The organism is Microcoleus sp. T3_D1, assembly GCF_036700405.1.
GTDB lineage: Bacteria > Cyanobacteriota > Cyanobacteriia > Cyanobacteriales > Microcoleaceae > Microcoleus.
Window position 1 is genome coordinate 26,979 of record NZ_JAUBOV010000055.1, and the last position, 23,585, is coordinate 50,563.

A 23,585-nucleotide genomic window follows, 5' to 3' on the forward strand; every position below is an offset into this window, starting at 1 on the left:
GTTGTGGTGCGGTTGGAGATTTATGGTTTGGTGCTATAAATTAAGCGCCGCGCCTCCACTCTACAATAGGTTTTACGGGTCGGAAATAGCAACAATTAATGCAGATTAACTCCCCGTTTCTCATAGCTGGTAAAAGTATAGTCATTTATAGGCATGGGAGGCTTCAAGTCCCTCCCCATTCACTTTTACTTTGAGCGGATTGACCCGCATTGGCCCAACTACGCAGCTCCCTATCAAGAAAGCTGAACGCATTTGGGATTGCTTTTCTGAGGATGTTGTACGAAGCGTTGATATCAGAATTAATTAACTGACCAGTCGATGTTTTGTACAAACCTCGCTTGATTCGTTTACCAGTAAACACAGGCTCTTTTTCTGTTTTCCCGTAGACAGGGATTGAATCTAAACCCAAAAAATTTGCGCGAGATGTGTAAGATTCTTCCTGTACAATTACATCGATTCCTACCAACCGAGCTTTGTATTCCAACATCTCAATTAATCGAGAGTGAGGAATACTAACAAATTTTTGGTTGGTTTGCTTCCCTAAATCAATTTCTGTTTTCCACTGCGCGTTCTTGCCAATTACTAGCGTCCCAATCTGCTTGGTGAGCAAAAGGTTAATAATTAGACGGCTAGCATGATGTAAGTAATTGTCTACTTTCTGATTGCGACAGCGAGTTAAGCGCTGAATTCGGGGTGATATTTTGCGGTTCCCTTTTAACTGGGATTGTAATCGTGATTTTCGCTTGTTGTAGAACTGGTTGATAGATTTCAATGGTCGCCCGTTAATCAACAAAGGGAGAAATCCCGGTTGATTTGAAGTTAACGCCACTAAATTATCCAGTCCTAAATCCATACTAGCTACAAAATTAGCGTTGCCAAGGGTGGAGTCCGGTTCATCATAAATTACCTCAATTACATAGGAATCACATTTCGGAACCAGCCTAATTTGGCAAACCTGGTCGGGATTGACTTGGGTTTTAATTAAAAGTTCTGTACCCGAAAGTTTAATGATTCCTTTCTTCAACTGTTTGCTGCTAATTGCTTGAATCGTGTAGATGAGAAGGTTGCGCCCTTTGACCTTATCTTTGTACTTTGGTAGTTTTGGGCGACCTGTGAATTTGGAATGATCGACTTTATAAGCTTTAACAGCCGCAAAAAACGATTTCCAGTTCTTGTCTAAAACCATTAAGATTTGCTGACTTACTTTTGCAGGCAAAGCCTTGTAGGCTTCATGAGACTTCATCAAGCGGTTCGTTTCGTTGTAATTAACATAGCCCCACCCATAAATAAAACTCTGACGAATAACGTAATTGGCGGCATTGTAGAGGTTTTTGGACTTGAAAGCTAGTTCGTCAATTTGGGCGAAACGATGTTCCGTGGATTTAATGATGTGCCTCTCTGTTAACTGCATTTGAGATTTCCGTTTTTCAGGCTGTGCGTATTCCTTATTCAACACTTACAACATAATACCATTATTGTTTATAATTGCTTATAAACTCAATGAAGTTTCTCATACCATTTTAGATTAAAGGATTAAAGAATTGGGAATGACTGATTGTGTATTGGTTTGGATCACGGGCCGAGAGTAGCAATTTTTTAAACTGGTATCACAATCGATAATTGGGTATAAATATCTAAAACTGCCCAAACAACAAAAAGCAAGCTGAACGTTGGTAGATTCGATTCAATTGCTCGCCTGCGAGAACTCACACAATATAATAGAAGATAGATTTTTAGTATAGACGAGATTCCTACCTTGACTACTCCGATTCCTCAAAACTTTGTGCAAACGATCGCCAAACAGCGCGGTGTCACAGATGCCGAGTTAGAAACTGTGTTTATGGCTCTCGACGGTCAATCTACAGGGACGATCGCAACCAAGCTTGGCATTAGCGATATCGCCGTTCGCAAAAGACTCGGCGAAGTTTACAAAAAGTTTCAGATCCGGGGGAACGGCCCTGGAAAGCTTTCGGAATTGAGGCATCAGTTGCTGTTTTCATACCACATCGATCACGGAACGAGCGATTTTAGTCGAGGTAAAGGCTCCCTATTGAAGATGGCGATTGGACACCGACAGGAAGATTGGGGCCAAGCACCGGATGTTTCGGTTTTTTACGGACGGACTGAAGAATTAACTACTTTAAAGCAGTGGATTGTATCAGATAATTGTCGCCTGGTAGCGCTGCTGGGTTTGGCTGGTAGCGGCAAAACAACTCTGTCGGTGCAGTTAGCAAAACAAATACAGAATGAGTTTGATTTTGTGATTTGGCGATCACTGCGATCGACACCCGCACCGTCCGACTTCCTAGGGAGCTTAATTCAACTTTTTTATAACCAACAAAAACCCGATGTGCCGCTCGACCTCAACACCCAAATTTCGCGCTTGGTCGAGTATCTGCGGAAACACCGCTGTCTGGTAATTTTAGATGATTTTGAAGCGGTTCTCAGACCCGAAGAATTAGCGGGACACTACCGCGAAGGCTGCGAAGGATATCGAGATTTAATCGTGCGGCTGTGTGAGGTCAATCACAATAGCTGTTTACTGCTAGTTAGTTCGGAAGAGCCTACGGAACTGGCTTTGCAGGCGGGAGAAAAAGTGCGGTCTTTAAAACCTGCTATTTCCGAGGAAATAGCGCGGGAAATTTTCCAAGAAAAAGGTTTGTCGCCTCAAGATCGAGAGTTGGAAATCTTGTTATCCCGGTACGGAGGCAATCTGTTAGCATTAAAGATTGTAGCGACAACAATTAACGAGTTTTTTGAGGGGAATGTTTTAAAGCTTTTGGAAGCTACGGCTTTATTTATTGAAGAACATATCAGCAATTTGCTCGCGCAGCAGTTCGATCGAATGTCGAGTTCTGAACAAGAGATTGCCTACTGGATTGCTATTGCTCAAAGCCCGATTTCCCTGGCGACTTTGCGAGAGCAGATGTTGGTCAATTCCTCGCTTTCAGATTTGCTGAAAAATCTCGATTCTCTGGGTCGTCGCTCGCTGATTGACAAAATCAGTGAGGGCGGGGAAACTGTTTTTATGCTTCAGCCTTTGATCGTGCAATATGTGGCCGACCGATTAGTCGATCAGATTCGATCGGAGGTTTTGGAGACGGTTAAGACGCAAGGAATAGAAAGAATACGGCTGTTGAAAACTCACAAATTGAGCATCAACATTGCTAAAAGGAAAGGGAATAAAGGCGAGCCAATTAGCTCTATTTTAGAATTAGTAAAAAATCGGCTGCAAGTTTTGTTTGCGAAAACAATAGGCTCTGAAGAACCGCTAAATATCTTGAATAAAGTTGCCTCCGATCTGGAGGATAAATCCCTTCTTGAGGTGGGATATGCTAGGGAGAATCTGGCGCAGATTATTTCAGAAATTCAGGGCTAACAAAAAAGCGATCGCCCTTTGACAAAAGCGATCGCCCAATTTTCAACAAAAACAGAATTCGGTAAAATTATTTGACAATGCCAAAAACCGATGCAGATTCAGACCCTGTAATTTTGTCCAAAGCAGGCGATTTTTGAGCTTGGGCAATTTTGGGAACCAAAAGTTGATTCGCATAAATCCGAGGATTTTGTTGAGCAATTTGGATGTAAGATTGGCGGACTTCGGCGTTGACGGCGACAGTCTTGGCATCGTAGACTTGCATGGCCATGTTGGGATAAAAACCAATGCCGACAATCGGTATCAAAAAGCAAAATGCGATCGCCACTTCCCGAGGTTTAGCATCAATAAACGGTGCATCACCCGGCAAAACGCAACTATTACCAAAACAAACCGCTTCATCCAGATTGTTTCTCTGATTCTGCAAATTTAGATCCTCTAGGTCGCAAGCCGCTAGTCTCCCACAGTTGTAAAATAACTGTCGCAGCATCGAGAGCAAATAAATCGGCGTCAAAATCAGTCCTACTGCCGCCAGGAACACTGTCACCGCGCGGAAAGAACCGCTGTACATATCGCTAGTTGCGACGCCCACAAACACTGAGAGTTCGCTAGCAAAACCGCTCATTCCGGGGAGTGCCAAGGATGCCATCGCGCCTGCGGTAAACAAGGCAAACACTTTCGGCATGACTTTCCCAATCTCGCCCATCTCGTCCATGATCATTGTATGGGTGCGATCGTAGGTAACGCCAGCCAGGAAAAACAATACTGAGGCGATTAAACCGTGGGAAATCATTTGCAACAGCGCCCCGTTGATTCCCAAATCCGTGAAGGAAGCAATACCCAACAACACGAATCCCATGTGAGAAATCGACGAATTCGCTAAGCGGCGCTTCATGTTCGATTGGCCGAAGGAATTCAGCGCGCCGTAGATAATATTGACTACGCCGAGCACCGCCATAATGGGTGCAAAGTAAACGTGTGCTTGGGGAAGAAGTTCCAAATTCAGGCGAATCAGTCCGTATCCGCCCATTTTCAGCAATACGCCGGCCAGAATCATCGATACGGGAGAAGATGCTTCGCCGTGGGCATCAGGTAGCCAAGTGTGGAAGGGGAAAATCGCCAGTTTGACGCCGAAGGCAATCAACAATCCCGCATAAAGCAGTAATTCTAAACCCAGTGGGTAGTCCTTCAAGCCAAGTTCTACCATGTCGAAGGTGGGGGTGCCTCCGCCGTAGAATGCCATTGCTAAGGCTGCTATCAAAATAAAGATGGAAGCGCCTGCGGTGTAAATCAAGAATTTGGTAGCTGCGTAGCGGCGGTTTTGTCCGCCCCAAATCGAGATTAGGAGGTACACCGGAATTAGTTCTAGTTCCCAGACAATGAACAGCAGCATGATGTCTTGGGCGACGAACACTCCTATTTGTGCGGAGTACATCACCAGCATCAGGAAGTAGAAGAGTCGCGGCTTGCGATCGACTTCCCAGGCTGCAAAGATTGATAGCGTCGTCACCAATCCCGCCAACAGTACCAACGGCACAGACAGCCCGTCAACGGAAACAGACCAGTTGAGGCCTAAAGAAGGTATCCAGGGATATTGTTCGACGATTTGGAAAGTAGAGATGCTTGGATCGTAATGAGTCCAAAACACCCAGCACATTAATACAAAATCTGCAATGCCTACGCCTAGGGCATACCAGCGCACGGTTTTGCCGTCTGTATCGGGCAGAAAAGGGATGGCGAGGGAAGCTACGAGGGGTAGGATGACAATTGCGGTCAGCCAAGGAAATTGATCCGCTATCATATTGAGAATAAATACTTAGTTGGAAGTTACCAAAATTATAATACGAAAGTTAATTAAAACTTAAGATTTATTCATAAATATTTTTTATATCTAGGGCGTGTCATTAATTAGGTTGGTTGACAAAACAGAATTAACGTGTATTGAGTAGCGCTCAGAGGGTTAAGCCAGCCCAATGACGGATGCTGCCAGTAGCGCCGTGTCATCGGGTTTTCCTGAAGCTTGAGCGATCGCTCCGAACCATACGCACATTCGTCAGCTTTTGTCAACTCTTTTAATTGATGACACACCCTAGATAAACGCGAAGACACATATCACGAATTGCTACACACGTCAATTGATTTTAGATTTTAGATTTTAGATTTTAGATTTTCGATTCAGGACTTACGAACAACAAAATATAGCGTTTTGTTGGCGCAATCTGCCTGTGGTTGCGCCTATTCTGGTAGATGGTGGGGTAAATTTATCTATATTAACTAAAATTGCTAGTTCTTGTAAAAACCAAGAAGGTTGAAAACTGATATAAGTATTCACAGCGATCTAGATAAAGTCAAAAGCCGATCGCCAAAAGATGCAATTAAAGTACGATCGACTAATTGCGACCGCCATTTTTCCGGTATTCCCCCCTCTCCGTAAAAAGCCCCAGCCAACTGTCCGTAAACCGCACCAGTTGTATCCGCGTCGTCGCCCAAATTCACAGCCAACAAACAGCCTTCCGCAAAAGAAGAACTGTTGTAAAAAGCCCAAAGTGCCGCCTCCAAAGACTTGACAACATAACCCGTACCTTTAATTTCAGGAGGTTGTCGCAATTTAAAAGAACCCGCCGCAATCTCATCAATCTCCGCCACCAGCGGATTTGCTGCCCAATAGCCACCAATCGGACAATATCTTTCCGAAAGCAACACATCTTTAGCAACCCCATTCACAGCCCCCGCAATTAAATTACCAAAATAGCGGCAAGCATCCACACAAGTAGCAGCAGCGTGAGTAGTTCTCGAACTTTCTCCAGATTTATCTATGACTTCCAAAGGATTTTTCGCATAAAACAAAGGCACCGGAGCCAAACGCATAATCGAACCATTTCCAGCAGTCTGAGCATCGGTAAAACCGCAATAAGGTTTTCTTGTATCTTCAAACTTCCAAAGTGCTTGTTGCACCGTATTGCCAATATCAAAACATTCACCCGTACTGCTCAAATGTCCGTCTCGCCACCACCGCACATAAGTTTCTAACTGATGGACAGGATCGAAACCTTGCTTCTCAATCAAACTTTGGGCCAAACAAAGCGCCATCGAAGTATCGTCCGTCCACTCGCCCGGTTCTAGTCGAAACGGGCCGCCGCCAACCATATCGTTAATAGGCGCAAACGTTCCGGGGCGACAGAACTCTAAAGTTGTACCCAAAGCATCACCAACTGCCAAACCCAGAAGACTACCGCGATAACGTTCTATTTGCTGCATATAGTAATGGCGAATGGGGAATTGGTTATGGCGAATGGGGAATTGGTAATCAGTAATTCAAGATTTATACACCGATCGAAGAAACCGGGTTTTTTACCGAATCTGCGGGTTGCAACGAAGTATTTTTGTAAAAAAAACCCGGTTTCTAGACCCCCAGGCGTAAGTCCTATAATTGTCTAAAGTGCGCGCGGAGTGCCCTGCTAATGACTAATGACTAATGACTAATGACTAATGACTAATGACCACTCAGGCTAATATTGATGTTAACCTGTCCCTACCTGAACTCAGACCTGTCCATGACACCCGATGCCACCGCCGGAGCCACTTCCGCCCCTGCCACTCAATCCACACCCGAAGTCAGCTTGGAGTTGCAAGTCCGACTCAAAACCGAAGATGGACAGCTACTGTTGCTACTCCCCCCAGAAACCAATAGTGAACCCGCAACAGCTTCCGCCTCGACTTGGACTGAACTTTGGCAGCAGCTAAAAGTCAGGCTGAATGCGGGAGAACGCTTTTGGCAGCCAAACGCAGAAGTACAATTGATGGGGAACGATCGACTTTTAGATATCCGCCAACTACAAGAAATCGCCGATGCCCTCTCCGAAGTGGAACTGCAACTCAAACGAGTCCACACCAGTCGCCGCCAAACCGCCGTTGCCGCAGCTACAGCAGGCTATTGTGTAGAACAGCAGCCTCCGGTTTCTTCCCTGAATAAAGCCGCCGCTGAAAAACCGCAATCCCTGGCGGAACCTTTATATTTGCAGATGACAGTGCGATCGGGCGTAGAAATTCGCCATCCGGGCACCGTCGTACTTTTGGGAGACGTAAATCCCGGCGGATCAGTTATCGCTGGAGGCGATATCCTAGTTTGGGGCCGTTTGCGGGGAGTCGTGCACGCCGGTGCCGGTGGCAACACCAAAAGCGTGATTATGACCTTGCAGATGGAACCGATGGTGATTAGGATTGCTAAGTATGTTGCCAGAGGCCCAGAAACCTCACCCGCTCAGTTTTTCCCGGAAGTCGCCTATGTGACGCCCCAAGGGATTCGGATCGGTAGAGCCTCTGATTTTGACAAATCGCAGTTAGTCGGGGGTAATGGTTAGTTGACAGTTGACAGTTGACAGTTGACAGTTGGCAGTTGACAGTTGACAGTTGTTAGTTGGCATTTGTTAGTTGTTACCAATTAGCAATTAGCAATTAGCAATTAGCAATTACCAATTACCAATTACCAATTACCAATTACCAATAACTAATCTAAAAATCGCTTATGGCTCGCATTATTGTTGTTACATCAGGGAAAGGCGGGGTAGGAAAAACCACCTCCACAGCCAATCTCGGCATGGCTTTAGCTAAGCGGGGGCGCAATGTTGCCGTAATTGATGCCGATTTCGGTCTCAGAAATTTAGACTTGCTGCTGGGCTTAGAAAATCGGATTGTTTACACGGCATTAGAAGTTCTTGCTGGAGAGTGCCGATTAGAGCAAGCTTTGGTGAAAGATAAGCGGCAGCCGCGCTTGGTGCTGTTGCCGGCTGCCCAAACTCGGATGAAAGATGCCATCAGCGCTGAGCAAATGAAGCAGCTTGTGGGGATGTTGGGAGCAAAATACGACTATATTTTGATCGACTCTCCTGCTGGAATTGAACAAGGTTTTCAAAATGCGATCGCGCCGGCTCAAGAAGGGATAATTGTCACAACTCCCGAAATCGCTGCTGTCCGCGATGCCGATCGAGTCATCGGGCTGCTGGAAGCCAACAACGTCAAGAAAATCAACCTGATCGTCAACCGGATCAGACCCGCAATGGTGCTGGCAAATGATATGATGTCGGTGCAAGACGTGCGGGAAATCCTCGCGATTCCGCTGTTAGGCGTGGTTCCCGACGACGAGCGCGTCATCGTTTCCACCAACCGAGGCGAACCATTAGTATTGTCGGAAACGGCCTCTTTAGCTGGAACTGCCTTCGACAATATTGCCCGCCGCTTAGAAGGCGAAAAAGTTGATTTTCTAGATCTCAATCCCCGTCGGGAAAACTTCTTTACTCGCCTCCGCAAGTTCTTAAATACTAAAATTATGTGATGTGGTTATTGGCGATCGATCTTTAACAGCAGCGACCGCATCACAAAAACTACCCCAAAATTTCCCCCACTCACACCAGTTCCCAAAAAGAATGAAACTGTAGCCCAGCTCCCAACCTGACGGGAATCACTTATTCCCCCATCGAAAATCGAAACTCGAAAATCGAAAATGGTATGACGTTTTCTATGCCTAACCCTTGACAAACCAGCCCGACCCATGATACACACACTTCTCGAACGACTTTTCCCGCGCATCCCTGACAACAGCCGCGACGAGGTAAAACGGCGCCTCAAACTGGTTCTAGCCCACGACCGCTCAGAACTCAGCCCAGAAATGGTTGAGTCGATGCGCCGAGAAATTCTAGAGGTGGTGTCTCGCTACGTGGAAATCGATACCACCGGGTCTGAGTTCTCGCTGGAGAGCGACCAGCGGGCCACAGCACTAATTGCAAATCTCCCGATCCGGCGAGTCAGACTCGAACATCCACCGGAGAATTTGCCCAAGAATTTGCCCCCGAATCGGCCAGAGAATCGACCAGAATATGTACCGGAGTATGTAGTCGAAATTCTCCCCGAAACAAGAGAGTGATAGGGATTGAGATTTTATTGTCAGGCAAAGAGTTCGATTCGAGCCGATCGGCATTTAAATTAAAGTATAGCAACCGCTTTCGTCGGTTAGAAAATAGGACATACACTCGGACTCGATCATTCTGCACTTCCGACCGATGTCATGCACAATGGACTCGTTCATACTGTTCATAGCTTAATGCCTCCCTCATTTCATGCAGAGCAAATAAACTCAATGAACAATGCTATTCGCAGATATAAAGCCTTGAATAATTGATTGGCTAGAACCAACCATAAAATAGCTGAATTTAGAGATCGAATTCCCCTGGATTAATGCCTACAGCATGGCAAGCTTCTTTGACAACCTTCTTTTCATCTTTGTCAAAATTACCATCCGCACCACCGATAATAATGCCAATTTGGATGACGGCACGACCTTGGTCTAGTTTTTTATTAAGTTTCCCTATCGCTTGGATAGCCTCAATTTTACCAAAATCGAAGTCTTGTGATAGTTTCTCACAATAAAAATCAAATTTTTGCTTCAACTCCGACGCCGGAAAAATTTGGAGTGTTTCATTGGAAATTATTAGAGCAGCCGTTTTTTGTCTTTCCTCGGTATTGATAGTGCCATCAGCAGCAGCAATCAATGCACATATTGCCATTGAGGCATTAGCAAAATCATTGTTTTTAAACTTGGAAATATTGGTTTGCAGAGAAACATTGATTTGTGATACGTTCTGCTTTAATTTATCCCAGAAAGTCATTTTTTCTCCTGTTTGGTGAATGAGATATGATGTTTATGACCGGAGTCACAGTAATCTAAGCTGCTCTTAACTTGCCAAGCAATTGCCAGACCCTGTAAGATCCTTAAGTTGATGAATTACACTCCTGTAGTGTATCATGGTTCTTGAGGTTTTAGATTAATCAAGTCTATCTTCATAACTAATCGCTCTTTCACAGGTTTTTTCGTGGTCTATCTTACTTAATAATTAATCGCTCTTTCCAGAGTATCTTGTAACTGAAGTTCTAACGGTCGGTCAGAGCGAATTTTCAAACCCGGTAAATCGTGTTTGACTAACATTTTTTCGCCGGTTTCAGCAGTTGCCAACGGCCAGAGTACCCAGCGGCTGCCTAGGGAAAGAGTGCTTAAACTTGCAGAGTTTTGAGTCAGCCAAATTATCGGCAGTTTCGACCGATTCTCGATCGCATCTTCCCCAGCATTAACCGCCGCTAAAGTTTCCAAAACTACCCGGTTCCCCGATACGAGTCCAGTCCCGGCAGTCCAAAGTTTGACGTTTAACAGGCGCTTGCTAGCATAGAAGTAAAGAGACGCAGCTACTGTCACGGCTCGTTCAAATTCTTCTGGCTGCCACGCCGCAGCGCTGTCGAGAGCAATAATAATTTCTTGACCGCCGGCTGCAACTTCTAACTCTCTCACCCGCAGTTCTCCGTAGCGGGCGCTGGTGCGCCAGTGAATCAGGCGGGTGGGGTCTCCGTGGCGGTAAGGTCTCAGGTTGCGGGTGAGGCCTTCGGTAGCAGTTTGCGATCGACTGCGATTGTAAAATTGCGGGCTGTCTTCTTGACCGATGCGATCGATCAAAGGACAAGTGCTCAACGGCAAAACTTGTGGATACACAACCGCCACGGCTTTGACTGGGCGGCTGCGTCGGCACCAAAACAACCCTAAAGGTGCCGCCGTCCTCAAGTGTATCTCTTGCCAGCGATAGACGCCGCGCTGCCGGACTTCCAGATAGTATGTATGCCTGTATATACTGTTAGGCTCTATGACTTCGATCGGGCGGACAACCGGTTCTCCCAATACAAACGGCAAGATGTCTATCACTTGCAACAGAGTCTTAGGTTGGCGGGCGCGATTTTCGATTTCTAGTTCTACGGTGATTTGATCGCCCGCACTCACCGGTTCGATCGGGCGGCGACGGACTTCCAGCGAACGGAGCGATTTTCCCGGCAAAACCGCCGCTACTCCCAACAGCGCCAAACCCCCACCGCTGAGCACGTACAGCCACCCAGACATTGTATTAGTCGCCGACCCAAAAAAGAAAACCGTCATCCCCGACAGTAGCCAACCCGCGTAGGCAGGGGTAACAGCACGATTTTCGAGCCAGTCGGCGATTTTGTGACCGATGTTCATAGGAGTTTAAATTGTTAATTACTCGATCGCCCCATCAAGCCTAATTGTAAAATATTCTCAGCATTTAACACCGAATTAGCTGCGAGCGATAAAATTAGAAATCGGGCATTTTTTCGCAATAAATCTACATTGACCCCTCCCAAAAAACGGATACAAGCCCCCGACACTCAGTCAGGGTCGATCCCCAAATTTTAGACTCTAGTTCCTGCTCGCAGATTAATCTGTCGAGTAAATCTAAAATCTAAAATCTAAAATCTAAAATCGATTGACTGGAGACAAAAAAATGAACCCATTAAACAATCCTACTCCCCTTCGACCAGAGGCTCAAGCCCGCCGAACACCGCCCCCGCCCCCGCCCTTGGCTGCAACTCCCGCGCCGCCTCCTGCTCCCGCGCCGAGTGCGCCCCCCGCAGCCCAGCAGCGGTCTGTTGAGACACCCCTCAGTACGATCGAACAAATGGTCAGAGATGCCCATGCAGCGAGCGCTTCCGACATTCACATCCGAGTCGGCCAAGTACCTCGATTTCGGATTCGGGGCGTGATGCAAGTAGCAACTAACCACCCCAAAGTAACGCCAGAAATTTTTGAACAGTACCTAGCCGAAATTCTCACCCCCGAACAGCGAAAACAGTTTGCAACTACCAAGGAATTAGATTCAGCAATTTTTTACCCTGGCTTCGTGCGGTGTCGGCTAAACTGTTTTGATTCCCTCAGCGGCGGTGCGATGGTATTGCGGTTGATTAGTTTGGAAATACCTACTATCGATTCCTTGAGGTTGCCAGAAGTTTTCAAAAATATCATTTTGCGATCGCAGGGATTAATATTGGTTACAGGGCCTACCGGTTCGGGGAAATCGACAACCGTAGCTGCGATGATCGACCACCTCAACCAGATGGAGCAAAAGCACGTAGTTACAATTGAAGACCCGATCGAATTCATTCACCCTTCTAAAAAATGCTTGGTCAGCCAGCGGGAAGTCGGCTTGCATACCCACGAGTTTCAGCAGGCTTTGCGGGCTGTTTTGCGGGAAGATCCAGATGTAATTCTGATCGGGGAAATGCGCGATCGCGTTACCATCAATACAGCGTTGCAAGCCGCTCAAACTGGTCACTTAGTATTGGGAACTCTCCACACTCGCAGCGCCATTAACGCTATTAACCGGTTGTTGAACCTCTACCCGCCCGAGGAACAACAGGCGATGCGGATTCAAATTTGCGATTCTTTAGTAGCGGTAATTGCCCAACTTTTGCTGCCAACAGTTGACAACCGTCGAGTAGCAGTTCACGATATTTTGGTGAATACACCTGCCATGCACGATTACTTGATGAAAGGTGCTGATGATGAAGCTTTCCGATTAATGGAGCATGATACTTACGAAGGAATGCAGATTATCAACCAGGGTCTTTACAAACTCGTGCTTGAGGGCAGAGTCACGATCGAAGAAGCAGCAAAAACTTCTCCTGAAGCCAGCGATTTAGACCGCCGCTTGCGGACAGGAGGCTACGATGTTGGGGACGCTCGCGGCTTTGAAGGCAGCAAAAAAGAACGCAGCGTTCGCGCCCGGTAGCAGCACACATACAGGGGTAGGCACTGCAGGACTACCCCACTCATCAAGTAACAAGATTTTCCGCACACGGAAATATTTGGTTAAGGCTTTGGTGCGTATTTTTACTTAAATTTTTACTTTATTTAGTAACAATAAATACATTTTAATTAAAGAGTAAAATCCTATAATCAGTGTCGAGTTTATTGTTAAGTTTTTTAAACGTAGACCTTACTTTACATAAACTTTAAAATTGCGTGAAAACTAGCAGGTAATTGCAAAGAAATAGTAAAGATATGTTCCGAGTATTGCCAACACTCAGCAATTTAAGTATATAGTTGTAGTGACCAATTTTGGACAGAGAACATTCCGACTTTGCCGATATTTGCCGATCGCAGAAGTAAGCAGGTTAAAAAAGCGCTTAATAAAACTACAAGCAGAGCCGCTCGCGTGTTTTTCCAATTAAGTAGCTTTCAGTCGAAAAAATCCTAAAACCAAGCAGACTTTTAAAGATTCTGTCCCTCGGAAATTAGTTTAACAACGCGCTTATCAGCCACCGTATTTCTAGAATTTAAAGGAGCAAAAAAAGTGAAGAGTGCATTTAACCAAAGAGAAGTGTTTGAAGGTGCCAGCAAAGCGGAAATAATTGAGCGCATCCAGCAGCTAGTTCCGCCCGGTTCCCCGGAACCGCAAGATCCTGAAATCCTCGCAGCCTTACAAACTCTCACCGCACACCTAATCGCCGCCTATCAAGCCGACGGACAATTGGAAAGCGAACCTTTTAGCGACGTGCGCGGTCGCACTATTCACCTATACGCATCCGCCTGCAGCAGCCAAATCAAAGGAAAAACCATCCTCATCACCGGTGGAGAAGGATGTGTCGGTCGTTTCTTAATCGCAAAACTCCTCGAATTAGGCGCAACTAAAATCATTTCCGCAGACAACGCCCGATGTCAAAACCCCGAAGAAAATCTCCCGGTTTTTAACAGAGAAGGTGCTGTAACTTTCTATGCCGCCGACATTCGCAACTTGGAGGCGCTCAAACACATATTTGAGGTAGAAAAACCAGCAATTGTTTTTCACCTAGCAGCCCAACGCCAACCCGGACTAGCTGAAATCAAAATCCGAGAAACAGTTACAACCAGCCTGTTAGGATGTAAACACGTCATCCAACTGTGCGAAGAATACGGCGTAGAACACTGCATCTTCTCTTCCACAGGCAAAACATCTCGATATTTTACAACCGAAGTTTACGCCGCCTCGAAGAAGTTTGCCGAATGGCAATTTGCCAAAGCAGCTCAAGAAGGAGATGTGACTTACGGGATGGTTCGCTTTACTCATATGTTGGAAAATAGCTTGTTCTGCGAGCAAATGTCCAAAAAAGTAGAGCAAGGTAAAACTGTCAACGTTCACGCTCCCCACCGCTACGTAACTGCTCAAAATCTTTTTGAAGCCGTACATTTATTGCTGAATTCTCTGGTTGTGTCCGTTCCCGGCAAACTGAAAATTGTTGCCGTAAGTAATCTCGGTTGGCCGACAGAAACCTTGGAAGTAGCTCTTTATAAAATTCTTGAATCAGGCAAAAATCTGCCGATTTATTTTCAAGGACTTTTGCCGGGATACGAAGAACCGTTTTTCCTTGGACAGTTTGACTGGAAAAAGCCTACCGACATTCACCTCCTAATTAATGTGTTGGAAGATCCTTTTAGAAGTGTGAACGATACTGGCGACATGGTGACTGTAGAATTAGCTCCTTTTTCTTTGCGCGTCTTAGATAAACAAGTGTCGAAGCTCGAAAGCCTAATCATCGATCCAGATTTCCCCGAAGTGCAAATCAAGCACGCTCTTGTCGCAGCGGAAAAAGAAGTGATTGCTTCCTCTTTTGCGTGGAGTGCCCCTGAAGACTTGTTGAAAATTTTGCAGTGGGGAATCAATCCGAAGAAATTGCAAGGTTACGGAACGGAAATCGCTGACTATAGCGAGATTATCGAACTCCTCCTGCAAGGAATCTGCGGGCGGCTTAACCAAGAAGTCTTGCACAGTGCTGGAGTTACGGCAGATGAGTTTGATGACTTAGTTGAGAGTCTTTCTACGCTGGATTTGATTCAAGCAGAAGTGGGATATTTGCGATCGGTTTCGAGATATCTCAGAGAATTTGCACCCCCCGCACAGTTCACCAGCAAAAAATCTGAACCTGTGGCTATCCCCGATGCAGCGTAGCTTGAACATAGTTTTGAGTTGGGAGATTATTTCGTGACTGCCCACCCACAGGGGATGAATGAGTTATATCAATTCCGGTTGCACGAGCGAAATGATTGTTGACAGTGGACCGTTGACAGTTGACAGTTGACAGTTGACAGTTGACAGTTGACAGTTGACTCGGTGTCGAAAAACTGAATGGTTGAGTGTTAACTGTTGACTCGATTTTATTAGACCTCTTGCAAAAATAATTAGGACGGGCTCTGGGGCCCATCCCACAAGAGTTATTTTTTCTTGTGAGATGGGCCCCAGAGCCCGTCCCATCAATTGATGAAAAGGATTTTTGCAAGAGGTCTATGATTCGGATGCAACCGGATTTGATGTTAAACATCGATTAAGTGTTTAGTTGATTAAAAATAGAACACCCAGAAACCTGGTGTCTTTTAGAAACCGGGTTTCTCCAGTCTGGGCTTGTTTTAAATTTAAGTAAATGGATTGACTTAACCTTGTCATAATCGACATGATATGATATTATTAGGGGCCGCACAACCACCATCAAATTAATTTTGAGTGAGGATGCTAGTCCTAGTAGTTTTAGGAGGACTTAAGTTCTCACAACAAATGTGAGAAGGGTGATTTTTTGCGGGCATGATATGATGATACTTTAGATAGCGTGGCGCAGTGAGTTAACAAAGGTGCAATAAGATTAAATAAACTCAATGACCGCAAGAAATTAAATTAAATTAAGGTACGAGAATTGTGGAAATTAATCAGCTAATGTTCCTATTGATTGATGTTGTGCTATGGGCGATCGCCCTGCTCCTTCTAATTCCCGTTGCAGTTCTATTTCTAGAATGCAGTGCAGCTTTCTTGTCCGGCCAGGGCGAGACAGCGGAAACTAAAGCGCCCCGCCCCAAAGTAGCAGTTTTAATTCCCGCTTACAACGAAGCAGCAGGAATTGCGGCCACCATCTCCACTATATTGCCACAGCTAACACCTCAAGACCGCCTGTTAGTGATTGCTGACAACTGCACGGACGCCACGGCAGAAATCGCTCGTAACTGCGGTGCAAGTGCGATCGATCGCCAAGACACACAACGCAAGGGCAAAGGATACGCACTGGATTTCGGCTTGCAGTCGATCGAATCAGACCCCCCAGAAGTAGTAATCATGGTTGACGCAGACTGCATCTGTCAGCCAGATTCTATAGAAAAATTAGCCACGGTTGCAGTTGCTGAACAAAGACCAGTGCAAGCAACTTATCTCATGGAACAGCCACCAAATCCTACCCCCAAAGATTCCATTTCTGCTTTAGCCTTTCTCGTGAAAAACTTAGTCCGTCCCAGCGGATTAAAACAGTTAGGATTCCCATCTTTACTAACAGGAACAGGCATGGCTTTTCCCTGGTCGATAATTCGATCGGTTTCCCTAGCTAGCGGCAATATTGTTGAAGATATGCAGATGAGTTTGGATTTGGCGATCGCCGGACATCCAACAGTATTCTGCCCCGAAGCAAACGTCACCGGGTGTTTGCCACAGCAGCAGCAAGCAGCCACAAGTCAAAGAACCAGATGGGAACACGGTCACATACAGACATTGTTAACTCAAACTCCCCGGCTGACAGCAGCTTCAGTCGAGCAAAAACGTTTTGACTTATTGGCGATCGCCCTCGACTTATCCGTCCCTCCCCTATCGCTTTTAGTCGCTATCTGGCTAGCTGCTTTTGCCACCTCTTTACTAGCAGCAATTTTGGGAACATCCCCAATTCCCGCCGTCTTGTTAGCAGTACAAGGATTGCTGATTTTAGTTTCAATTGTCGGCGCTTGGGCAAAATTCGGGCGTGCGAATATTTCTGGATCTACTCTTTTATCTGTACCTTTTTACATCCTCTGGAAAATCCCTTTGTATCTGGGTTTTATCCTGAAGCGGCAAACTAAATGGGTGCGGACAGAACGCGATGTTTAATATTAAGATTGAGAATTTTTAACCGCAGATATCAGCCGATAAACACAGATGAACGCAGATAGAATTGTATCTGCGTTCATCGGCGTTTATCGGCGGTTAAAAAAACTTATATAAAAACTTAAAAAAAGTTCACTGCTTCACGGGAATTTCAATCACAAACTCAGCCCCTTCACCGGGCGCGGAAAAGCACATTAGCTTCCCGCCGTGTTTCTCTACTACAATCTGATAACTGATACTCAACCCTAAACCGGTACCTTGGCCCACAGGTTTTGTAGTAAAGAAAGGGTCAAATATTCGCGATCGTACTTCCTCCGTCATCCCCCGACCATTATCAGCAATATAAATTCTCACCCAGTTTTGGTCGCATACCTCAGTCCGAATCTCAATCTTTCGCTCAAAGATTGGAGACAAAGGATTTTCTAGTTTGGCAGTTGTCTCCGGTCGCCCAACTCCTAACTCCACTGCATCAATTGCATTGCTCAAAATATTCATAAACACCTGATTTAACCCCGAAGCATAACAATTTACCTTCGGCAGCTGACCGTACTCTTTAACTACCTCAATGCCATGTCCGACTGCATCCTTTTTCAACCTGTGCTGCAAAATTAGCAGAGTCGAATCAATCCCGGAGTGAATATCCACTGGTTTCATCTCGGCTTCATCCAGGCGTGAGAAATTCCGCAGCGACAGCACAATATTGCGAACGCGATCGACCCCAACCTGCATTGATTTTAGAATTTTGGGCAAATCTTCTTGAATAAAAGCGAGGTCAATATCTTCTGTTTTAGCAACAATCTCAGGATTGGCATTCGGGTAAGAGTCCTGGTAAAGCTCAATCAACCCCAGCAAATCCGAGCTATAATCGTTAGCATGGAGAACATTGCCATAAATGAAATTAATCGGATTATTAATTTCGTGAGCAACCCCCGCAACCAACTGCCCCAAAGAAGACATTTTTTCCGTTTGAATTAGTTGAGTCTGCGTCGAGCGTAATTCGGACAAAGTAACTTCCAATTGTGTCGCTTTTTCTCTCAATTGCCCCTCCGACAGTCGCAAAGCATCCTCCGCTAACTTGCGCTCGGTAATGTCCTGTATCGTCCCAAATAACTTAATCACCTTACCGCCATCAAAAATAGCTTGCGCCTTAACATAAATATATCTGACAGATCCATCAGGGCGCAAAATTCTCAATTCCAACTCACAAGGCTTTCCTAACTGAATAATCTTCTCTAATCGCTCTAACCACAACTGTAGGTCATCGGGATGAATTTGCTTCCTATGTTCTAAAATAGTCGGTTCTGGTAGTTCAGGGTCAAGACCAAAAATTCGGAATACTTCCTCAGACCAAGTTAATTTATCCCCCTCCAAATCAAATTCCCAGTTGCCGAGGTGCGCCAGTTTTTGAGCTTCTTGCAGCTTAGCTTCTTTAGTCTTTAATTCCTGCGTGCGCTGTTCTACTCTCACCTCCAGCGTCCGCGAATAATCCTCCAACTGTTCCTTAGCCTGCGACAAATTAGCAACAAGTACCGCATTTTCTAGAGAAATGGCAGCTTGGGAAGAAAGTATTTTCAAAACCTCCAGCCTCGTTGGAGAAAACGCTTCATTAGTTAAATTATTTTCCAGATAAAGGATGCCGAGGAGTTTGCTTTGATTCAGAATAGGAGTACAAAGCGCAGATTTCACTTGCTGCTTTTTAATATAGGGGTCATCTGTAAATAGGCCTTCCCTAGCAGCCTGACTTAAAACTACATCAGAGTGCGTTTTTTCAACATAATTAATCACCGTTAGTGGCAAAACCTCTGCAGGAGATACTCTAGGGCATTGTTCAACTGCAACATCCGATGACTCCACCGAGGCCGCTGCTTGAATCCACAATTTTCCTTCTTTGGGCATCAGGAGAAAACCTTTTTGGGCTCCCGCATTCTCGATCGCCATTTTCATTAACTTTTCTAACAAATTATCCAGCACAATTTCGCTAGCTAGTGCTTGAGATGCTTTAACAACAGTTGTCAAATCCAATAAACTGCTGTGACTGCTACTCGTGCTATAATTAGTGCTAGTAATAGTTCGATCGCTACTAGATTTGGCCGCAGATGCAGGGGGTAAAGACATCGGATACTCTGACTCCAAATGTTTGACCTTGGCGGTTGCTCCCCAATGAATATAGCCGTAGTAAGCATCTATCAGATAACTCTGGGCCACTTTGTTTCGACCGCGAGCCAGATAAAATTCTGCCGCCCGTTCGTTGGCTAGCGCTTCTTCGTGGATGTATTCATTCTCCGAAGCTCCTTTCACTGCTTGCTCGTAATACAGAGCAGCTTTTTCATATTGTCCCAATACTCGCGCTTTCTCGGCTTCTACTAAGTCATATTTGTGCTGATAATTTTGCGGGCAGTGAAAAGCCCACTGCTTCATTTTTTTCTGAAGCGACGCAACTTTTTTTAAATATTTTTTCTGTTCTATTTTTGAAGCTGTGGGATACAAAGCTAAGAGGGCTAGGGAATAGTAAAAATTGTGCAGAGGAACATACATCATGGACATCACAGCCTCAGAGTAATTTGATGCTGTTATGGCATTTTCAGCAGATTTAGCATAATCTTTAAATAGATAATTTAGCCATGATTTAAAAAAACATCCTAAAAATATTACCAGATTATTTTTACTCTCCCTTAAAGCGGGCAGCATAGTTTCTTCATTAAATCTCTCGCCAACTAACAGGCAAGGATTAGCTGTTTTACCTTGCAAATTTAAGACAACTTGAGCCCCTATAATGGTATGATTCATCATAAATTCATTCTGGTACTTCACCAGCATTTCAATACATTGACTCTGCTTACTGGCTACGGAGTCCAGAGGTTCGCCGCTCAAAAATATATAATTGCTGTAAAGACCAGCACAAGAACAAGCATTGCTGACATCTCCGGTTTCTAGTCCGCTCTGAATACCCTCAAGCAAACCTATAAGACTTTCCCTGACCTGCTCAGACCAGTGACGGATAAAACCATTAAAAAGCATTGAAACTTGAGATTTGTGCAAGTTGGTGTGGAAGCGTTCTAAAAGTGCCTCAGCCATTTGACCGTATCGGTATCCAGAATTAATATCGCCTAACACCCCACAGTGGATAACACCATAGTTCGCATAGGCGCAACTAGACAGTGGCGCATTCCCGTATTTAAGAGAAAGTGTAACCATTTTAAATATGATCGGTGGGAACATATCGGGGGCTACTACAAAAGCAGCGGGAGTCATATTCGTTAGAATTCGTAGAGCAGCAATTTTATGAGGGTCAGTCATTGGCGGCAGTTCCACTAAATCCTCAATCTGCTTATTTCTTAAAGCTAGTTTTGTTAGAAATAGCTCCAGGGAAATATTCATTTTTTGTGGATTTATCGGGATGTACACTTCCAGCATTTTCAAAGCTTTGAGACCTATATCTATCGACGCTTGGAATTGATTTTGGATTAAATAATAAATTACTTTGAGTTCATAAACTTTTACTTTTTCTAGCAAATTTTTAGCGCGCAATATAATCACATCCGATAGCTGCAATGCTCGCTCAAAATCAGTATTTATATAGGATAATTCCAGCGATTCCCGGTGAAGTTCCATGATTAAATTGTAGTGACTCTCCCAAGCTGGTTCGGGTAGAAGTTCTCGACCAGCATTAAAATATTTGAGTGCTGCTGCATAGGCGGCAGAACTCTTAGCTTTCTTGCCAGCTATAAGATTAAAGTTAGCTAGTTCATCTCGCTTTTCTTGATTTGTGATGAATTCGCCCCCGATATTGAGTTGGTTGACAATATCAAAGATATTTTCTGCTATCTCGGATGCCGTAGGGGCGATGCCCCCGTGCCCGCCCTGCAGTAGCAGGGAACCGATTTTTAAGTGAGTTTGTTTTTTCTGCGAGTCAGGGATGAGAGAATAGGCGGCTTGCTGTACGCGATCGTGCAAAAACCTGTAAGATATTGCGTATTGAGCGCGACTCCCAACTCCATCCCCATGCCTTGGACACCCGGAGTCGATTTCCTCAACCAGAGGGATTTTGTAAGCATCGCTCATTGGCAGAATTAAACCAGCCTGAAGCGCATCCCATAAATCTGCCGCGGTTTCCGAGCCGGATTTTTCCCTAACAATTGCCAAATTTTCTAAATTAAAACGGTTGCCCATACAAGCAGCTAATTTTAATACTTCCTGCGTCTCCTCCGACAGTTGTTGAAGATTCCGCGCAACTAATTCAACGACAGTGTAATCTGCAAGACCAGCGGCTTCAATTTGTGTGATGTCCCACTGCCATGCACCAACAGTGAACTCAAAAACTAACAGTTTTTCTGAGTAAAGAGTTGACAGAAGTTGAGTTATAAAAAATGGATTTCCGCCAGTTTTATTAAAAATTAACTCGCTCAGAGACTTTAATTTTTCCGTTTGATTACCCAAAGTATCCCATACTAGCTCAGTGACGCTGCTCAAATCTAAACATGGGAGAATAATGTGATGCACATCCGCACCAGTCTGTTTAATTTTTTCGACAGTTTGAACTAACGGATGAGTCGAATTTACTTCGTTATCTCGATAGGCTCCTATCAGTAAAAAATATCGGCTATTCTGGTCAGTAACTAATTCCTGAATCAATTTTAAGGAAGCTAAATCTGCCCACTGCAAATCATCCAAAAATAGAACTAATGGGTGTTCAGCTTGGGCAAACACATTCATGAATTCTTTGAACAATCGATTAAAGCGATTTTGAGATTCGGTCGGTTCCAATTGGGGAACGGCAGGCTGCGAACCAATTATTAGTTCGACAGAAGGGACAACATCAATAATAATTCCACCGTTATTACCCAGCCTTGACAAAAGCTTTTCTTTCCAAATTGCCAAATCTTCTGAGCTTTTTGTTAATAACTGCTGCATTAATGATTCAAAGGCTTGAGTTATTGCAGCATAAGGAATATCCCGCTTAAACTGGTCAAATTTGCCAGCAATAAAATAACCCCGCTGCCTGACAATTGGTTTGTGAATTTCACTGACAACTGAAGTTTTGCCGATGCCTGAGTAACCGCTTACCAACACCATCTCTGTTGTCCCGAAGCTGACTCGCTCGAATGATGCCATCAAATCAGCGACTTCTTGTCTGCGGCCGTAGAGTTTTTGGGGAATCAAAAATTGACCTGATTTGTCAACTGTCCCTGGAATGAAATTTTCTATTTTGCCAGTAGTTTGTAGCTGGGTTAGACAATTTTCCAGGTCTGCTTTTACTCCAAAGGCACTTTGATATCGGTCTTCGGCATTTTTAGCTAATAGTTTCATGACAATGGATGAAACTACCAGGGGGACTTCCTTGTTTAACTGATCGGGAGGAACTGGCGTCACCGCAATGTGGCTGTGAATTAATTCTAAGGGGTCGGTTGAATTAAACGCTAACTCTCCTGTAAGCATTTCATAAAACGTGATGCCTAGAGAGTAAAAGTCAGTTCGGTAATCAAGGTCGCGGTTCATCCGACCGGTTTGCTCTGGGGATATATAGGCTAGAGTGCCTTCTAGTACGGTGGCATTGCTATTTTGGTGAACCTCTCTAGATAGGCGCGTTGCCATGCTAAAGTCGGTGATTTTTACTTGTTGAAAATCTGGGGTAATGATAATATTTGAGGGTTTTATATCTTTATGAATTATCTGGCTTTGATGCACTTCTCCGAGAGTTTGAGCCACTTGAATAGCCAGTGGCAAAAACTTCGGAACTTTAATACTTTTACCCGCTAGATGGTGTCTGAGAGATTGACCGCCACAATCTTCTAATATCAGAGCGAAACTGTTGTTATATTTTTCTAAGCTATGGGGTTTAACAATCCCTTCGATTTGGAGATTCGAGCTAATTTTGTATTCATGTCTCAACCGGGTAATTTCTTCTATTGTGGGGTACTCGGTATTGAGTGTTTTAATGATGACTGATGTTCGATCGGATTCCCTGACTGCGCGATAAATGATCGACTTCACACCAGGTTGAACAACTTCTGTGATTTTGTAACCGGGAAGTGTATTCATGGGTTTTATTCTCTGACGAAGCTTTGGGTTAACATTGCGCTTGATATCGATCGGAGCGCGGGCGGGCGGTACTTAAGTATTTTTTGTAAAACTGGTAATTTTCGATACTTTAAAATATCAGTAGTGAGTCTGGGATTTTTTAGATAGCGAGATGCCTAAACTTTGAAAGTGTCTGGACGCGCGGACAGGCGAACATCGGGTTTGAACTCCGACTTAATGATGTACGGTCGAACACCTCACCAAGTTGATTGCAATATTGTAACAAATTCTGTGATGCCGATCGCACACATGACAGACTGATCTCTATAACTTCAAGGTTTAGCTCTAGCTTTGAGCCTTTTGATACTCCCCATGCCGTGCATGCGAGGGGATTCTTGAAGAACCCAGAGTCGGATTTTCAAAGGCGCTATCAATTC

General features: G+C 44.8%; 12 protein-coding genes and 1 pseudogene. 7 read left to right on the plus strand and 6 right to left on the minus strand.

Going from position 1 to position 23,585, the window contains the following annotated elements; all coding sequences use genetic code 11:
• Positions 1–141 precede the first annotated feature (141 nt).
• Positions 142–1,411: pseudogene (locus QT992_RS22490) on the minus strand (RNA-guided endonuclease InsQ/TnpB family protein).
• A gap of 345 nt (positions 1,412–1,756) precedes the next feature.
• On the opposite strand from QT992_RS22490, the gene QT992_RS22495 reads away from it, so the two are divergent.
• Positions 1,757–3,379 carry an NB-ARC domain-containing protein gene (locus QT992_RS22495; RefSeq protein WP_333377764.1) on the plus strand — a complete coding sequence of 541 codons (1,623 nt, stop codon included), beginning with the start codon at positions 1,757–1,759 and terminating at the stop codon, positions 3,377–3,379.
• A gap of 67 nt (positions 3,380–3,446) precedes the next feature.
• Here QT992_RS22495 and QT992_RS22500 read toward each other — a convergent pair whose 3' ends face one another.
• Positions 3,447–5,177, minus strand: a complete 1,731-nt coding sequence (locus QT992_RS22500) for an NAD(P)H-quinone oxidoreductase subunit 4 (RefSeq protein ID WP_333377767.1) — start codon at positions 5,175–5,177, stop codon at positions 3,447–3,449.
• A gap of 527 nt (positions 5,178–5,704) precedes the next feature.
• Positions 5,705–6,634: an ADP-ribosylglycohydrolase family protein gene (locus QT992_RS22505; RefSeq protein ID WP_333340782.1), complete on the minus strand. Its 930-nt coding sequence runs from the start codon at positions 6,632–6,634 to the stop codon at positions 5,705–5,707.
• A 296-nt stretch (positions 6,635–6,930) separates the two neighbouring features.
• On the opposite strand from QT992_RS22505, the gene minC reads away from it, so the two are divergent.
• The 3 genes from minC (at position 6,931) to minE (ending at position 9,296) form a co-directional block, all read left to right on the plus strand.
• Positions 6,931–7,737, plus strand: coding sequence for a septum site-determining protein MinC (minC, locus tag QT992_RS22510; RefSeq protein ID WP_333203895.1), 807 nt, complete (start codon positions 6,931–6,933; stop codon positions 7,735–7,737).
• A 164-nt stretch (positions 7,738–7,901) separates the two neighbouring features.
• Positions 7,902–8,708, plus strand: coding sequence for a septum site-determining protein MinD (minD, locus tag QT992_RS22515; RefSeq protein ID WP_006635273.1), 807 nt, complete (start codon positions 7,902–7,904; stop codon positions 8,706–8,708).
• Between the two features lie 216 nt (positions 8,709–8,924).
• The gene (minE, locus tag QT992_RS22520; protein WP_333377771.1) at positions 8,925–9,296 is read left to right on the plus strand and encodes a cell division topological specificity factor MinE; all 372 of its coding nucleotides are present in this window, start codon (positions 8,925–8,927) and stop codon (positions 9,294–9,296) included.
• A gap of 286 nt (positions 9,297–9,582) precedes the next feature.
• Here the strand turns inward: minE and QT992_RS22525 are convergent, their stop codons facing one another.
• Positions 9,583–10,038, minus strand: a complete 456-nt coding sequence (locus QT992_RS22525) for a TerB family tellurite resistance protein (protein ID WP_333377773.1) — start codon at positions 10,036–10,038, stop codon at positions 9,583–9,585.
• 218 nt (positions 10,039–10,256) lie between these two features.
• Positions 10,257–11,426, minus strand: coding sequence for a DUF58 domain-containing protein (locus QT992_RS22530; protein ID WP_333377775.1), 1,170 nt, complete (start codon positions 11,424–11,426; stop codon positions 10,257–10,259).
• Positions 11,427–11,709: 283 nt separating this feature from the next.
• Here QT992_RS22530 and QT992_RS22535 point away from each other — a divergent pair, with 283 nt between their 5' ends.
• From QT992_RS22535 to QT992_RS22545, 3 genes are all read left to right on the plus strand, one after another.
• On the plus strand, positions 11,710–12,993 hold the full coding sequence (locus tag QT992_RS22535; RefSeq protein ID WP_333340806.1) for a PilT/PilU family type 4a pilus ATPase: 1,284 nt from the start codon (positions 11,710–11,712) through the stop codon (positions 12,991–12,993).
• A gap of 564 nt (positions 12,994–13,557) precedes the next feature.
• A complete protein-coding gene (locus QT992_RS22540) occupies positions 13,558–15,189 on the plus strand; it encodes a polysaccharide biosynthesis protein (protein ID WP_333340809.1) in 1,632 nt (543 codons plus the stop codon).
• A gap of 756 nt (positions 15,190–15,945) precedes the next feature.
• The gene (locus tag QT992_RS22545) at positions 15,946–17,133 is read left to right on the plus strand and encodes a glycosyltransferase (protein WP_333340812.1); all 1,188 of its coding nucleotides are present in this window, start codon (positions 15,946–15,948) and stop codon (positions 17,131–17,133) included.
• 129 nt (positions 17,134–17,262) lie between these two features.
• Here QT992_RS22545 and QT992_RS22550 read toward each other — a convergent pair whose 3' ends face one another.
• On the minus strand, positions 17,263–23,169 hold the full coding sequence (locus tag QT992_RS22550; RefSeq protein WP_333377778.1) for an AAA family ATPase: 5,907 nt from the start codon (positions 23,167–23,169) through the stop codon (positions 17,263–17,265).
• Positions 23,170–23,585: the final 416 nt, after the last annotated feature.